This is a genomic window from Sphingobium sp. CCH11-B1, assembly GCF_001556865.1.
Classification (GTDB): domain Bacteria; phylum Pseudomonadota; class Alphaproteobacteria; order Sphingomonadales; family Sphingomonadaceae; genus Sphingobium.
In genome coordinates, this window is record NZ_LSJY01000112.1 from 16,301 (window position 1) to 32,682 (window position 16,382).

At 62.6% G+C, this 16,382-nt stretch carries 13 protein-coding genes; 12 read left to right on the forward strand and 1 reads right to left on the reverse strand.

The genetic code is table 11. The annotated features are described in order from the left end of the window. The first annotated feature begins 132 nt into the window (after positions 1 to 132). Positions 133 to 1,401, forward strand: coding sequence for a multidrug effflux MFS transporter (locus AX724_RS11775; protein ID WP_066766525.1), 1,269 nt, complete (start codon positions 133 to 135; stop codon positions 1,399 to 1,401). A 36-nt stretch (positions 1,402 to 1,437) separates the two neighbouring features. On the opposite strand, the gene AX724_RS11780 is transcribed toward AX724_RS11775, so the two are convergent. Then, entirely contained in the window at positions 1,438 to 3,000 is a 1,563-nt protein-coding gene (locus AX724_RS11780) for an amino acid permease (RefSeq protein ID WP_066766528.1), read from the reverse strand. A gap of 163 nt (positions 3,001 to 3,163) precedes the next feature. On the opposite strand from AX724_RS11780, the gene pgeF reads away from it, so the two are divergent. From pgeF to AX724_RS11835, 11 genes are all read left to right on the forward strand, one after another. Further along, positions 3,164 to 3,925: a peptidoglycan editing factor PgeF gene (gene pgeF / locus AX724_RS11785; RefSeq protein ID WP_066766532.1), complete on the forward strand. Its 762-nt coding sequence runs from the start codon at positions 3,164 to 3,166 to the stop codon at positions 3,923 to 3,925. Positions 3,926 to 4,212: 287 nt separating this feature from the next. Beyond that, positions 4,213 to 5,304, forward strand: a complete 1,092-nt coding sequence (gene hppD, locus AX724_RS11790; protein ID WP_066766541.1) for a 4-hydroxyphenylpyruvate dioxygenase — start codon at positions 4,213 to 4,215, stop codon at positions 5,302 to 5,304. Further along, on the forward strand, positions 5,301 to 5,849 hold the full coding sequence (locus tag AX724_RS11795) for a VOC family protein (RefSeq protein WP_066766544.1): 549 nt from the start codon (positions 5,301 to 5,303) through the stop codon (positions 5,847 to 5,849). The genes hppD and AX724_RS11795 overlap by 4 nt, the downstream gene beginning before the upstream one ends. Continuing rightward, complete coding sequence (locus tag AX724_RS11800) at positions 5,846 to 6,850, forward strand: fumarylacetoacetate hydrolase family protein (protein WP_066766545.1); 1,005 nt, start codon at positions 5,846 to 5,848, stop codon at positions 6,848 to 6,850. The genes AX724_RS11795 and AX724_RS11800 overlap by 4 nt, the downstream gene beginning before the upstream one ends. Before the next feature lie 94 nt (positions 6,851 to 6,944). Further along, positions 6,945 to 7,469, forward strand: a complete 525-nt coding sequence (locus AX724_RS11805) for a PilZ domain-containing protein (RefSeq protein WP_082733498.1) — start codon at positions 6,945 to 6,947, stop codon at positions 7,467 to 7,469. A 177-nt stretch (positions 7,470 to 7,646) separates the two neighbouring features. Beyond that, positions 7,647 to 8,813 (forward strand): nucleotide sugar dehydrogenase, encoded by a 1,167-nt coding sequence (locus AX724_RS11810; protein WP_066766554.1) that lies wholly within the window; start codon positions 7,647 to 7,649, stop codon positions 8,811 to 8,813. An 81-nt stretch (positions 8,814 to 8,894) separates the two neighbouring features. Then, on the forward strand, positions 8,895 to 9,701 hold the full coding sequence (locus AX724_RS11815; RefSeq protein ID WP_066766556.1) for a metallophosphoesterase family protein: 807 nt from the start codon (positions 8,895 to 8,897) through the stop codon (positions 9,699 to 9,701). 481 nt (positions 9,702 to 10,182) lie between these two features. Continuing rightward, a complete protein-coding gene (locus AX724_RS11820; RefSeq protein ID WP_066766558.1) occupies positions 10,183 to 11,493 on the forward strand; it encodes a sugar transferase in 1,311 nt (436 codons plus the stop codon). 307 nt (positions 11,494 to 11,800) lie between these two features. After that, positions 11,801 to 13,540 carry a type I secretion system permease/ATPase gene (locus AX724_RS11825; protein ID WP_066766562.1) on the forward strand — a complete coding sequence of 580 codons (1,740 nt, stop codon included), beginning with the start codon at positions 11,801 to 11,803 and terminating at the stop codon, positions 13,538 to 13,540. Further along, a complete protein-coding gene (locus tag AX724_RS11830) occupies positions 13,537 to 14,895 on the forward strand; it encodes an HlyD family type I secretion periplasmic adaptor subunit (RefSeq protein ID WP_066766565.1) in 1,359 nt (452 codons plus the stop codon). The genes AX724_RS11825 and AX724_RS11830 overlap by 4 nt, the downstream gene beginning before the upstream one ends. A gap of 126 nt (positions 14,896 to 15,021) precedes the next feature. Continuing rightward, positions 15,022 to 16,353, forward strand: coding sequence for an O-antigen ligase family protein (locus AX724_RS11835; RefSeq protein ID WP_066766569.1), 1,332 nt, complete (start codon positions 15,022 to 15,024; stop codon positions 16,351 to 16,353). The last annotated feature ends 29 nt before the right edge of the window (positions 16,354 to 16,382 follow it).

Sequence of the window (16,382 nt, forward strand, 5' to 3'; positions counted from 1 at the left end):
ATAAAAAATGGTTAACGCAGCATTTGCCATCACCACGGCGATTTATCGTGGGTTGGCCGAAGGGATATTTTCTGACGATCCGTAGCGCATTAAGACTGGTACAAGCGGGTCATTGTCCGCATAGCCGCCTGCATGACCAGGACGCCTGCTTTCCCGACAGCGCCGGCGCGCGACATTCATTTCCGCGAATTCGTGCTGATTTGCGCCTCCCTGATGACGATGAACGCGCTGTCGATCGATCCGATGCTGCCGGCGCTGCCCGCGATCGGTCGAGACCTGGCAATCCCGCATCCCAACGACCGGCAGTTGATCATCAGCGTATATTTTGCCGGGCTGGGCATCGGATCGCTGTTGTTCGGCATCCTGTCCGATCGCTTTGGGCGCAAGAAGGTGCTTGGCACCGCCATGGCGCTGTTCATCCTGTCGAGCATCGCCTGCGCAGGCGCGCAAAGTTTCGCGATGATGCTGATCGGACGGGGCAGCGCGGGCTTCTTCGCCGGCGCAAGCCGCGTCATCACGGTCGGCATCATCCGAGACCGGTTCCAAGGCGATGCCATGGCGCGGGTCATGTCGCTGATCTTCGCGGTGTTCATGCTGATCCCGGTGATGGCGCCCAGTTTCGGGCAGGCGATATTGTGGGTGGCACCCTGGCGCTGGATCTTCTGGGCGCTGGTGATCCTCGCCAGCCTCGTCCTCTTATGGATGCTGGTGCGGTTGCCCGAAACGCTTTTGCCCGAAAATCGGGTGGCGATCACGCCAAAGGCGCTGCTGCATACCATCGGCACCATCCTCCGCACCCGCTCCGCGATCGGCTATATGCTGGCGAGCGGCGTGGTGATGAGCGGGCTGATCGGTTTCATCCTGTCGGTGCAGCAGATATTCTTCGACGTATTCCACGCGCAGAAAATCTTCCCGATCGGCTTTGCCGTCATTGCCGGCTGCATGGGCATAGGGAGCCTGGTGAACAGCCGGCTGGTATCGCGATTCGGCGCGCGGCGGATGAGCCAGGGGGCGTTGCTGGCCTTCATCCTGATCGCGCTGATCCACCTGGCCATCATCCTGGCCGGGCGCGAGACGTTGGTAACATTCATGCTGCTGCAGGCGATGACGATGATGACCGTCGCCTTCACCGCGTCCAACTTCAGCGCCATATCGATGGAATCCTTCCACAAGGGCGCGGGAGCCGCTTCCTCCTTTCAGGCGTTCCTGACCACCGGCGTGTCAGTGACGCTGGGCAGCTTCGTCGGTCGCGCCTTCGACGGCACGACCCTTCCCTTCACGCTGGGGCTGCTGGTCTTTGGCAGCCTGTCTTTCCTGACCGTCGTCTGGGCGGAGCGGGGGAAGATGTTCACCCGGCCGCATCGGGCGGCGCTGCGCGACCCGGAGGTCGAGTTCCATTGAAGAGGGGCGGTTTCCCGCTCCTCTTCGATAAGTCGGTCAGGCGTCGCGGCCGCCCGGCGTGTGCGCGCCCGGCATGGGCGGAACCGGCTGCGGCGGGATGTCCTCGTCACGCTCATGCGTGTCGATGATGCCGCGCCCCACATAGCTGCGGCTACGGCTGTAGGCGAAATACACAACGAGGCCGACCGCCGCCCACCCCACAAACATAAGCTTGGTTTCCGTACCCAGGCTGATGAACAGGTAGAGGCAGCCGATGATCGCGATCGGCGCGGTGATGTTGATCGCCGGGGTGCGGAACGGACGGGCGCGGCCCGCGTCGGTCTTGCGTAGCACCATGACCGCGATCGACACGGCGGCGAAGGCGAAGAGCGTGCCGGAGTTAGAGATATCGGCAAGAATGCCGACCGGGAAGAAGGCGGCGAAGAGCGCGACGAAGATGCCGGTCAGGATCGTGATGACATGCGGCGTCTTGTAGGTCGGGTGGACCTTTGAGAACATCGCGGGCAGCAGGCCATCGCGGCTCATCACGAAAAAGATGCGGGTCTGGCCGAACATCATCATCAGGATGACCGAAGGCAGCGCAAGGCCGGCGGCAAGGCCTAGCAGGTTGCCGATCTGTGGCCAACCAATCTCGCGCAGGGTCCAGGCGAGCGCCTCCTTCGAGCAGGTGACAGCCTCGGTCCCGGCAGCGGCCAGCGCCGCGCACTGCTGCGACAGGGCGGCCGAACCGGGCGCGAGCGCTTCGCCGCCGGGGCCGAAAACAGGTTGCGCGCCTACGGTGCCGATGACGCCGGCTGCGACCAGCATGTAGAAAATGGTGCAGATGCCAAGCGAGCCGATGAGGCCGATCGGCATGTTACGCTGCGGGTTCTTGGTCTCCTCCGCTGCGGTGGAGACGGCGTCGAAGCCGACATAGGCGAAGAAGATCGAGGCTGCCGCCGCCGATATTCCGGAAAAGCCGAGCGGGGCGAAGGGCGTGAAGCCGTCCATGTTCATGACCGGCACGGACAGGACGATGAACAGCGTCAGCGCCGACACCTTGATGAGCACCAGTACCGCGTTGACGGTCGCGCTTTCCTTTGTGCCGATGACCAGCAGCCAGGTGACGAGCGCCGCGATCAGCATCGCGGGCAGGTTGACCATGCCACCGTCGAACGGCCCGCGCGTTAGCAGATCGGGTATGTCGATATGGAAGCTGTGTTCGAGCAGGCCGACGACGTAGCCGGACCAGCCAACCGACACCGCGCCCGCCGCCACCGCATATTCGAGGATCAGCGCCCAGCCCACCATCCAGGCGATCAGTTCGCCCATGACGGCGTAGCTATAGGTGTAGGCAGAACCGGACACCGGCACCATCGCCGCCATCTCGGCATAGCAGAGCGCCGCCACCGCGCAGACGAAGCCGGCGATTACGAACGACAGCATCATGCCCGGCCCGGCCTTCTGCGCCGCCTCCGCCGTCAGCACGAAGATGCCGGTGCCGATGACGGCGCCAATGCCCAGCATGGTCAGCTGAAACGCCCCGAGCGACCGGTGGAGCGATTTTTTCTCGGCCGTCGCCAATATGGCGTCCAAAGGCTTGATGCGCCCGAAAATCATGAATGATGCCCTTTATGCTCTTTGCTGTGCGCGGACGGCCAAGCTGCCCGCCCCCTCTGCGCTATGGGACCGGAGACTATCGCCTAATCCGCCATGCGCAAGTATGTTGCGTGTCTGCGACATGCTCGTCCAAAGGGGGATCGGACGAAATAGGGACGGGACGATGATCGAATTGCTGCGGACACCCCTGCTTGCGGACCTGCCGCATGGCTTTGCCGGCCGCCGGGGCGGCGTATCGACCGGTGTCCACGCGGGCCTCAATGTCGGGCTGGGATCGGAAGACGAGCGGGAGGCAGTGCTGCGCAACCGCGATCTGGCGCGCGACGCCCTGCTGCCCGGCACCAGCCTGGTCACCGTGCGGCAGGTGCATTCGGCGGACGTGGTTACAGTGACGCAGGCGATCGCAGAGGACCAGCGCCCTGCGGCCGATGCCATGGTGACCGACCGGCCCGCCATGGTGCTGGGCATCCTGACTGCCGATTGCGTGCCGGTACTGTTCGCTGACGGGCATGCCGGCATCGTTGGCGCGGCCCATGCCGGATGGAAGGGTGCGATCGGCGGCGTGACCGACGCCACCATAGGGGCGATGGTGGCGCTCGGCGCGCAGGTGGACCGGATTGCCTGCGCGATCGGCCCATGCATCGGCCGCGCCTCCTATGAGGTGACGGACGCGTTCGCGGCTCGATTCGAGGCGGAGGACCGGGCCAATGAGCGCTTCTTCACGCCGGGTCGGGCGGGGCATTGCCAGTTCGACATCGCCGCCTATGTCGCCGCACGACTGGCCCAGGCTGGCATTGAGCGGATCGCGATGCTGGACGAAGACACCTACAGCCAGCCGGACCGCTTCTACAGCTATCGGCGGTCATGCCACCGCGGCGAAAGCGATTATGGGCGGCAGATTTCAATGATCGCGCTGCCGGCCTGACGCTGCGCACCTGGCGTTAGAAGACAGATTGCAGATGCGCGGCTCCAAGGGCGCGCTACCCTTCTTTTGCACCGGGATATTCTGAGTGGCAGCGCATGCGCAAAAATCATCATATGTCCGGCACTTTTGATGACATTCTTGCGGTCAGGCCGGATATCACAGGCTTTCTGATAAGAATATTCGGGCGTGAATGCTATTCTTGCATCAAACGTCCAGCAACGCCGCCGCCTTGCGACGCGGCAGGACGATGACCCTGCATGCACAGGAATTGCCGAGAGGATGCCATCATGACCAGCCCAGACAATCCCATCGGCCTCGACGGCTTCGAGTTCGTGGAATTCAGTGCGCCGGAGAAGGGCCTGCTGGAACCCGTCTTTGCCGCCATGGGCTTCACCCTGATCGCGCGCCACCGTTCCAAGGACGTGCAGCTGTGGCGGCAAGGCGGCATCAACCTCATCGCCAATTACGAACAACGCAGCCCCGCCGCCTATTTCGCCGCCGAGCATGGGGCGTCCGCCTGCGGCATGGGATGGCGGGTCAAGGACGCGAAGAAAGCCTATGAACTCGCCATCGAACGCGGCGCGGAGCCGGTGGAGGTCCGCACCGGGCCGATGGAGCTGCGCCTGCCCGCCGTGCGCGGCATCGGCGGGTCGATCATCTACCTGATCGACCGATACGAAGATGAGAATGGCGGCCTGTCGATCTACGACATCGATTTCGTGTACGAACCGGGCGTCGACCGGCATCCGCAAGGCGCAGGCTTCAGGATCATCGATCACCTGACCCACAATGTCTATGGTGGTCGCATGGCGCACTGGGCGAGCTTCTACGAGCGCGTCTTCGGCTTCCGCGAAATCCGCTATTTCGACATCAAGGGCGAGTATACCGGCCTCACGAGCAAGGCGATGACAGCGCCCGACGGCAAGATCCGCATTCCGCTCAACGAAGAGGGCAAGGCCGGCGGCGGCCAGATCGAGGAGTTCCTGCGCGCCTATAATGGCGAGGGTATCCAGCATATCGCGCTGCTGTGCGACGATTTGATCGCTGCATGGGACAAGCTCAAAGCACTGGGCGTGCCGCTCATGGCCGCGCCGCCCGCCACCTATTATGAGATGCTGGACGAGCGCCTCCCCGGCCATGGCGAACCGGTGGGCGAATTGCAGGCGCGCGGCATCCTGCTCGACGGATCGACGCAGGACGGCGACCCCCGCCTCCTCCTCCAGATTTTCGCGCAGCCGCAGATCGGCCCGGTGTTCTTCGAATTCATCCAGCGCAAAAAGGACGAGGGCTTTGGCGAAGGCAATTTCACCGCGCTGTTCCAGAGCATCGAGCGCGACCAGTTGCAGCGCGGCGCGTTGAATGTCGGAGAACCGGCATGAGCACGGCCGCGCCGAAACTAAAGCGCATCCACCATGTCGCCTATCGCTGCAACGACGCGAAGGAGACGGTGGAGTGGTACGAGCGCGTATTGGGCATGACTTACATGACAGCGTTTGCCGAGGATAAGGTGCCCTCCACGGGGGAGGACGACCCGTACATGCATGTCTTCCTCGATTGCGGCGGGGGCAATGTGCTGGCCTTCTTCGAATTGCCGAACCAGCCGGCGATGGGGCGCGACCCCAATACCCCGGCCTGGGTGCAGCATCTCGCCTTCGAGGTGGAGGATGAGGCTGCGCTGCTGGCCGCCAAGGCGCATGTCGAGGCGCAGGGCATCGACGTGCTCGGCCCGACCTTCCATGGCGTGTTCCGATCGATCTATTTCTTCGATCCCAATGGCCACCGCGTCGAACTCGCCTGCAATATCGGGACGGACGAGCAATATGCTGAGCTCAAGCGGGTCGCGCCGCTGATGCTGGAGGAATGGAGCCAGACCAGGCGCGCGCCCCGCCACGCCGAATGGCTGCACAAGGATCCCGACGCATGAAGCTCGCCAGCCTGAAGCATGGGCGCGACGGTCGTCTGATCGTCGTGTCGGACGATCTTTCCCGATATGTCGGGGCAGGAGCAGTTGCCTCCACCTTGCAGGCGGCGTTGGACGACTGGGCTGCTGTCGAGCCGAAGCTGAGGGAACTGGCCGACGATCTGGCAAGTGGATCGGTCGCGGGCGCGCCGCTCGATGCCACGGCGCTCGCTGCCCCGCTGCCGCGCGCCTATCAATGGGCGGACGGCTCCGCTTATGTGAACCATGTCGAACTGGTCCGCCGGGCGCGCGGGGCCGAGCTGCCTGAAAGTTTCTGGCACGATCCGCTCGTCTATCAGGGTGGCTCCGACAGATTTCTCGGGCCGTGCGACGCCATCCCGCTCGCCGACGAGGCCTGGGGCTGTGACATGGAGGCCGAGGTGGTTGTCGTTACCGACGATGTGCCGCAGGGCGTGTCGCCGGAAGACGCGCGCGGCCTTATCCGGCTTGTCGGTCTCGTCAATGACGTGTCGCTGCGCAACCTCATCCCCGGCGAACTGGCCAAAGGGTTCGGCTTTTATCAGTCCAAGCCCGCGAGCGCGCTGTCGCCCGTCTTCGTGACGCCCGACGCGCTGGGCGATCGATGGCAGCACGGAAAGCTGCATGGCGGCCTCAATGTCGATCTCAATGGCAAGCCCTTCGGGCGCGCCAATGCAGGCGTTGACATGACATTCGATTTCGGGACGCTGATCGCGCATCTCGCCAAGACCCGTTCTCTTGGCGCCGGGACGATCGTGGGATCAGGCACCGTCTCCAACCGCGATGCCGATGGAGGGCCCGGAAAGCCCGTGGCCGATGGCGGCCGGGGCTATAGCTGCATCGCCGAAGTGCGGATGGTCGAGACGATTCGCGATGGCGCGCCGGCAACGCCTTTTCTCAGGCATGGCGACAAGGTTCGCATCTGGATGGACGATGAGCGGGGCATGTCGATCTTTGGAGCGATCGATCAGAGGGTTCGTCCCTGAGGCTCAGGCATTTGATGTCTTGGAGGCCCGCGGCCGTCGCAAGATAATATTCGGCTCTCTCATATGAAATGCAGCCGCGATTTACCCTTCGGTAATGACGTTTGGGCTAGGTCTGCCGGACCAGGTCAGGCTTGAGGGGGTTCCCGTGTCGTCGGTTGTGCATAGTGCCAGGAGTTTCGATCGCCGCGCGGACATGCGCTTGAGCATCGATCGACCCGCCGTGCTGCGCACGGAAGAGCGGGTCTATGAGATCCGCGTCGACGATCTGACGCGCAACGGGTGCCGAATCACTTCTGACGTCGACTTGCAGGTCGATACCGTCGTGACGCTTGGCTTTGCCGGTGTAGGCCAGAGCCGCGCCCAGATCGTCCGCCGGGAGGAGCTTGGCGATGCGTTCGTCTATGGCTGCTATTTCGAACAGCCGCTTCCGTCCGGTGCGGTGACGGCATCGACGCGCAACAATATCGGCCGATTGGCCAACGAAGGCCGGACCACCGACGCTTTCTCTCCGGCGGAGGTGAAGCTCGGAGCGCGGCACCGCATGCTGCTGATCCTAGGCATTTCCAGCGCCTTGTGGGCGGCCATAGCCGGCGGCGTGTTGGTCTTCCTGATCGTTTGAAGGCCACCCGCGCAAGCGACGTTCGTTACGAAGACCGTAACGCATCCTCGCCGGGCGCGATTGCAGGATCCTGTTCCAAATCGCTCCGCACGAGCCGCAGCCGATCACAATAATTATAGTCTCCGCTCTGCGATGACGGTATCGAGGCGCGTCACGAAGCGGAGCGAGTAACCCTGGATGAAAATCGCAGTTTTTGGCTTGGGCTATGTGGGCCTCTCGAACGCCGTCTTGCTGGCCCAGCATAATGAGGTGGTGGCGGTCGATATTTCGCAGGACCGCGTCGACAAGCTGAACGCGCGCCAGTCGCCCATCATCGATGCGGAACTGGAGGATTTCCTGGCCAATCGTCCGCTCAATCTGCGCGCCACGACCGACGCGCAGGACGCGTTGGCCGGTGCCGACTTCGCGATCGTGGCGACGCCCACCAATTATGATGTCGACACCAACAAGTTCGACACCAGCTCCGTGCAGGCCGTCATCGCCACCGCGATCCGCGCCAATCCCGATGTGACGGTGGTCGTCAAATCGACCATCCCGGTGGGATTCGTGGACGATGTGCGAGCCAGCCTTGGCACGACGCAGGTCGTCTTCAGCCCTGAATTTCTCCGCGAAGGCCGGGCGCTTTATGACAATCTGCATCCGTCTCGAATCATCGTGGGCGAACGATCGGAGCGCGCGCGCATCTTCGCCGATCTGCTGCTGCGGGGCGCGGAGAAGAAGGATGTCGATGTCCTGTTCACAGACGCCCGCGAAGCAGAGGCCATCAAGCTGTTCGCCAACACCTACCTCGCCATGCGCGTGGCCTTCTTCAACGAACTGGACAGCTATGCCATCGCCGGCGGCATGGATACCCGCCAGATCATCGAAGGGGTGAGCCTGGACCCCCGCATCGGGCCGCATTATAATAATCCGAGCTTCGGCTATGGCGGCTATTGCCTGCCCAAGGACACCAAGCAACTGCTCGCAAACTACGCGCAGGTGCCACAGAATCTGATCCATGCGATCGTCGAGGCGAACCGTACGCGCAAGGATTTCCTTGCGGAGCAGATTATTGCCCGGCGGCCCCACACAGTGGGCGTGTTCCGCCTGGTGATGAAGGCGGGATCGGACAATTTCCGCCAATCCTCGATCCAGGGCATCATGAAGCGGATCAAGGCCAAGGGCATTTCGGTCATCGTATATGAACCCGCGCTGTCAGAAAACGACTTCTTCGGATCGCCGGTGATACCCGATCTCGACGGCTTCCTTCAAAAAGCGGATGTCATCATCGCCAACCGCATGACGGCGGAACTGGAGCCGGCACGGGAGAAGGTATTCACGCGCGATATCTTCGGTTCCGACTGACCATCGTGGCGCTTCTTGGCAAAGCCACCGGCGGCGTCCCATATGATCAAGTCGAAGGCCTAAATTCCATGTGAGCGGTTCATGTTCAGCCTGTTGTCGAGAAAGGGAAAAGCCGGCGATACAAGGCCACCGAGAGGCGGGCTTGGACGGACCTACGCCATTGGGGACGTTCATGGGCGGTTCGACCTGTTCGTCGGGATGCTCCGGCTGATCGAAGACGATCTTGCCAAGCGTCCCATCGACATCTTCAAGATCATATTCCTGGGCGACCTGATCGACCGCGGTCCGCAATCAGCGGATATCATCGAGCTGGCCGAGGCCCTGTCCCGTTCGACGTCGCATCTTCAGTTCCTCAAGGGCAATCATGAGGAACTGTTCCTGCGCGCCTTTGCGGGCGATGCACAAGCCGCCAGCTTCTTCTATTCCGTTGGCGGCCGCGAAACGCTGATGAGCTACGGTCTCGATTGCGCGGAAGGGGACGCAATGTCCGGCGAGCAGCTGGTTGCGTGGATGAAGCTCCACATTACCGATTCGCATATCAGGTTCATTTCCCGATTTGACGACATGATACAGTCGGGCGACTTCATTTTCGTGCATGCCGGCATCAAGCCGCATGTTCCCCTGCATCGCCAGACCATCTCCGATCTTCGCTGGATCCGGAACGAATTCCTGAATTGCGAGACCCTGCACCCCGGCGTCATCGTCCATGGCCATTCGATCACCCAGGAAGTCGAGGAGCGGCCCAATCGCATCGGCATAGATACCGGCGCCTATTTCAGCGGGCGGCTGACCGCGATCGCGATCGAGGGGGACGACCGCTGGTATCTGACGGCCACCGACGACGCGGCGGTCACCACGGCTTCGGCCGAGACCGTCGAGACGCCCTGAACGAAGGGGAGACGTTCCAGAGCGTCGCGACAGGGGATGCAGCGGGGCCGAAGTGCGAAGTCCCTTTCCCCTCGGTGCGCCGAAGCGGCGCTTTTTAACGATATATGAGGCACTTGCCCCTTCGCCAGCCTTGGCGGAGACATGTATGGCAACGCCAGTAACAGAGCGTTAGTTATTGTGCTGCAACGCAGCATGGGCTAGGAAAGAGACTGTCGATCATGTTAGGCGAGCAGAAATAGCGACGAAATGTGCATGACAAGCGGCGATTAACTTTTGTTCGCTACACTGCACACAAACGCATGGTTCCATCCATCCCGTTGAACATCGGATTTTTTCAATGTTCTGAAAGACTATTGAAGAATTTCGTTGAAAAAACTTCCTTTCAGGCGCTGAGAAAGAAGAAACTGTGCTGGACGCTTGGCAAATGACCGGAGACGCGGGGAAGTCCGAGACAAGGTCCAAATGGGACCTGCGGTTACGCATGTATGTCATGTTGGCCGCGGTGGACGCCCTGGCGATATCGGCCAGTTTCTTGGCCGCATGCTATTTGCTCTACCTGCGTCAGCCCAGCGCCATGGCGTTCGAGCAGTTGGCGATGTTCATTCCGCTGTTCCTGATCATCGCCCACCTCAACCGATCCTATTCGACGCCCGCTATACATGACCGATGGGCGAGCGTGGGGCTTGCCGTCAATGCTCTGGTCCTGGCGGCCGGCGCGGTCATCTTGATGGCCTTCTTCATGAAGGTCAGCGCCGAATGGTCCAGGCTGACCTTCGTGGGCGGCGTATGCTTGTCGCTTATCGCTGTCAGCGTATGCCGCTACATGCTTGTTCGCCATGCCCACCATATAGTGGGTAACGATCCCTATAATGTGATGCACATATTTGATGGAGTCGATCCGGGCGATACGGGCAGCCTGCGCGGAAAGTCGATCATATATTCGAGCGACATGCTCGACCCTGCAAGGCTCGATCCATCGACCTACGACCGGCTGGCCAAGGAAATCCGGCACGCCGACCGCGTGATCGTGCACTGCCCCGAAGCCAAGCGGAAGATATGGGCAAGGGTGCTGAAAGGGGCCAATGTGCAGGGCGAGGTAATCGCGCCGGAACTGTCGGACCTGCAACCCCTGGGTATCGCGCAACGGGCCAACACACCGACGCTGATCGTGTCCCGCGGGCCGCTCGGCCTCAAGGACAGGCTGGTCAAGCGGGTATTCGACCTTGTCGTCGCGGGCAGCCTGCTGCTGTTGCTGGCGCCGATGCTGATCGTCGTCGCGCTCATCATCTTCTTGCAGGATAGGGGCCCGATCTTCTTCGTGCAGATCCGCGTCGGCCGATCGAACCAGATGTTCCACATCTACAAGTTCCGCAGCATGTATGTGGAAAATTCGGATCTTGCAGGCAACCGTTCCGCCAGTCGCGGCGACGATCGCATCACGCCGTTCGGACGCTTCATCCGTGCGACCAGCATCGATGAAATCCCGCAGCTGCTCAACGTCATGAAGGGCGAGATGAGCATCGTCGGGCCACGCCCCCACGCCCTGGGTTCGATGGCCGAAAACAAGCTGTTCTGGCATATCGACGATCGCTACTGGCATCGCCACATCATCAAGCCCGGCCTCACGGGCCTGGCGCAGGTGCGCGGCTATCGCGGGGCCACCATCGTCGAAAGCGATCTGGTGAACAGGCTGCAGTCGGACCTTGAATATGTGCAGAACTGGACGTTATGGCGTGACATCACGATCCTGGTGAGAACCGCCGGGGTGGTGCTGCACAAGAACGCCTATTGACATCCACCGGGCGAGGCGCGGCGGATACATGCGCGTCCTTGCCGAGCGACGCACGGGAGGTCAGCCGCCCGGCTCCAGGCATCCGACGCCCACGCGCTTACTCTACATCATAATGACACCGCAGCGGCGTCGCGGGCCCTTGTGCGCTCAAGCGAATCGGACTTGTCAGGCAAGGCGGACCGTGCAGCGGCCTGATCCCCTGGCCGCGCGGCGCGCCGGGATGGTTAAGAGAATGGAAAACATTCTGTGAGAAGCAAGCGATAGCCCGGACCGGACTGCCGGACCACAGCAAGGATCAGCTATCGCCATGGCCACGGATGTCGCCGCCCTCAATCCGCTCAGGCAGGCCCTGCGCGCATGCCGCAAACATATCATGTGGGCCGGCATTTTCAGCGCCGTCCTGAACCTCCTCTACCTCGCGCCGTCCATCTATATGATGCAGATCTACGACCGGGTCGTGCCGGGCGGCAGCGTCGGCACGCTGATCGCGGTCAGCGCGATCACGATCCTGTGCCTGGCCACGCTGAGCATGCTGGACTGGCTGCGGCAGCGCATCCTCTTCCGGGCCGGCGCGCAGCTGGAAACGGAACTGGTTGGCCGCACCCTGCGGCTGCTCAATGCCACGCCCCAGATCAACCGAGTCGAACGCACCGAAGCGATGCGGCAGTTCGACACGTTGCGCCAAAGCATATCCAGCAGCGTGTCCATGGCTCTGCTGGATGCGCCATGGGCGCCGATCTACATTGGCGCGGCCTTTCTTCTCCACCCGCTGCTCGGTCTTTTGACGCTGGCTGCCTCCCTTCTGCTGCTGGCGCTTGCGATCCACAACGACCGGGCAACCGCCCAGCCGATGAAAGCGGCAGGTCATGCGACCAGCCTGGCCTATGCCAAACAGGCCCATGTCGCCGCCCACGCGGCCGAAGTCCACGCCCTTGGCATGAGCGAGGCGTTGGCCCGCCGCCAGCTGGCGGACCGGGAAAACCTGAACCTGCTGCAAATGGAAGCAACGTTCATCGGCGGAACGCACGGTAGCGTCATCAAATTCTTCCGGCTGGTGCTCCAATCCTCCGCCATCGGCGTGGGCGCGTTGCTGGTCGTCGAGGGCAGCCTGTCCGCCGGCGCGATGTTCGCGTCGTCGCTGCTCCTGTCGCGCGCGCTGGCGCCGATCGAGCAGATCGTCGCGTCGTGGCGTCCGCTGCTCGGCGCCCGGGCCGCCTATGCCGCGCTCAACAAGCTGTATGAAATGGAACGGCTGGAACAGCATACGCGCTTGCCCGCCCCTTCAGGCGCGGTGACGATCGACAATCTGACCATGGCGAAGCCGATGAGCGATCGCATCGCCGTCGCCAATGTCAGCGCCACCATCGAGGCGGGCGAAGTGATCGGCGTCGTCGGTCCCAGCGGTTCGGGAAAATCGACGCTGCTCCGCGCCTTGACCGGCTGCGAGCCGCCGGTGCGTGGCACCGTGCGCTATGACGGCGCGTCCCTGTCACAATGGGACCCGGAACAGCTTGCCCAACATATCGGCTATGTCCCGCAGAATTTCATTCTGTTCGCCGGAACAGTGCGCGACAATATCTCTCGGTTCGCGGGAATGGACGGCGGCGACGACCGCATAATCGATGAAGCGACAGTGAAGGCGGCCAAGATCGCCATGGCCCACGACACGATCCTGCGCCTGCCGGACGGCTATGACACGCTGATCGGCGCAGGCGGCATCGGCCTGTCGGCGGGCCAAATGCAGCGCATAGCGCTCGCCCGCGCGCTTTATGGCGATCCCAAGATCCTGGTACTGGATGAACCGACGGCGCATCTGGACATAGAAGCGAAGCAGGCTTTCATGTCGATGCTGTCGGCGAACAGGGCGCGCGGGATCACCGTGATCCTGGCGACACATTGCCGCGACACGCTGGCGTCGGTGGACAAGCTGATGGTCCTTCGCGACGGAAAACTCGAACATTTCGGCCCGCTTCTCAAGACGGCCTCGCTCGCCGACGCAACCAACGCCAGCCCCAAATCCCATGACTCCAGAAAGGCCGTCGGATGACAAGCTCCAGCCTCGCTATCGCCGCGCCCCTGCCCCCAATCGGACGGCCGATCCATGACGCGCGGACGGAAACCCGAATCGGCATGGCGATCATCGGCCTGTTCGTGATCGGCCTGGCCGGATGGGCCAGCTTTGCGCGACTTGATTCAGCCATCCACGCGCCCGGCGTCGTCCGCGTCGCAGGAAACCGCCAGGCAGTCCAGAGCGCGACCGGCGGCGTCATATCGGCCATCAACGTGAAGGAAGGCAGCCGAGTGAAGACCGGCCAAGTCCTCATCGAGATGGCCGGCGCCGAAGCCATCGCGCAGGAACGTTCTCTCGCCAGCAGGGCCTTTGGCCTTCAGGCCGAAATCGCCCGGCTGGAGGCGGAACAGAGCGGATCGGGCACGATCGCCACGCCCCATGACTGGCACAGCCTTTCCGACGAGGATCGCCAGATGGCCCAGGCGATGCTGGCGGCCGAGCAAGCCAACCTCAACGCCCAGCGCGCCGCCGACGGATCGCAAAGCAGCGTGATCGAGCAGCGGGTGCGCCAGTTGCGCGACCAGATTTCGGGCTATGGCCTGCGCCAACAATCGAACCGTCGCCAGAGCGATCTGTTCGCCGACGAACTTCAGGCCGCCAAATCGCTGCTGGACAAGGGACTGACCACCAAGACCCGGGTGTCGGCGCTCGAACGGTCCAGCGCCGCGGTATCAGGCGACATCGGGACGACATCATCGGAAATCGCCCGGCTCAACAATTCCATCGGCGAGGCCCGGCTGCAACTCATCCAGTCCCGCATGCAGGATCGCCAGCAGCGAATCGACCGACTGCGGACGGCCCAGACCGAACTCCAGTCCCTGTTGCCGCAGTTGCACGCCGCCCGCGCCCAGCTTGAACTCACGCGCGTGCGCGCGCCGGTTTCCGGCACGGTCCTTGGCCTTGCCGCCAATACACTGGGCGGCGTGGTCGCACCGGGCGCGCGCCTGATGGACATTGTTCCGCAGAATGCGAACCTGGAGGTGGAAACGCAGGTCGCCATCGACGCGGCCAATGACCTGCATGCCGGCCAGGCGGCCGAAGTGCAGATCAGCGTCGCTGGCAATTATAATCTGCCAAAGCTGCACGGCCGGATAACGCGCGTGTCCGAAGACAGCGTGACCGACACCAACAGCAATCGCAGCTATTACACCGCCACCGTCAGCGTCCCGCGATCGGAACTTGCGCAGCTCAGCCAGGCAGCCGGATTCAACCGCATGGTAAGGGCCGGCACGCCCGCGACGGTCGTGGTGCCACTCAAGGCGCGGACGGCGCTCGAATATTGGGTACAACCACTCCTGCACCGTTTTGACGGCGCATTGTCGGAAAGATAAGGGAGAAGCATCTTCGTCCCGGCGAACGGTCGTCTGGCGCCTTGAATGAAGGAAGGGGAGCCGCCGTGAAGGATCAAGCTTCGGATGGATAGCCCGCTTCGGACGCGCAACAGGAGACGTCAACCCATGGCGGCGGCGATCCTGTTGCCATCGGCTGTCATCGTGCAGATGGTCGCACTGGGGGCCAACGGCGCTGCCCTGGCGGTGGTCGCGGCGATGGCAAATCTCTGCGTTGCTATCGCATGCCAGTTCCTGTTGCGGACCGAGGAGGAATTCTGGCGCAGGACCGCCTGGGCGACAGGGGTTTTCGCTCTGATAGTCCTGTGGATCGCGGCGCCGGCGATCGTGCCGCGATGGATGCCGGGCCGGGCATCCGTGCTGATCGCGCCTGACCTCATCCAGCCCGCCGTCGCCCGCCTGATGGGCCTATATGCCGCCATGATCGCCGCCGCGATGATCGGCTATCGGCATGGCCTGATGCGATTTTCGATCGACATGCTCCTGCTCTTCGCCATTTTTCATATCAGCCTTTCGCTGCTGATGCGCAGCGCCGATCCTGAACATATATGGGGATTTGAGAAGGGGTTGTTGCTGACCCGCTTCACCGGGACCTTCCTCAACGCCAATGCAAGCGGCTGCCTTTTCGGCGTGTTCGCCCTGCTCGCCTGCGGACGTGGGCTTGGGTTGATCCGGGAAAGCACAGTGCTCACGGGCGACCCACGAGCCGTTGCGCGGCTGCTGCTCTACATCGTCGCATTCATCCTGAGCATCGGCGCATGCCTTATCACCCATTCGCGCGCGGCATTGACCCTGACAGTCCTGCTGCTGATCTGGATGGGCGTAAACGACCGGCACATGCGCGGCTTTGCCCGGCGAACCGCAGGGAAAGTCAGCATCGGCCTGTTGGCCGCCGGCTCCCTGATCCTGTTTGTGATGTTCGCTGGCGACGTCATCGACCGCTTCCAGTTGATCGGGCAGGATTCGGTGGACCGCGTCATGATCTGGTCGCGCTATGCCCGGCTCGCCTTCGCCGCCATTCACACCGGCTATGGTCCCTTGAGTTTTCAGGAACTCAACCTGCAACAGCTGGCGAACCCCGCCGACGCGGCCATATTCTGGTACATCAACGCGCCGCATAACGCGCTTTTATCGATCCTGATCGAAGGCGGATGGCCCTATCTGGCGATGTGGTGCGGTCTGCTTGCCGGCATTACGTGGCAGGTCTGGCGATGGCGAAGGAGCGAACGGCAGGACGCGGTCGTCAACGCCATCGCAGCAGCCTGCATATTGATACTTGGCTGTTCAATGGTGGACATCACGCTGGACGTGCCCGCGATGGCGGGCCTGTTCATGATCCTGATCGGCTTCATATGGGGACATGCTCTTCGGCGTGCCAGCGATCATCAGGCGATCCAGTCGCGATTCTACCTGCCGCGCCACGACGCATCCGTAAGGTGAAAGGGCGATCGGCTTCAGGTTCGAAGCGC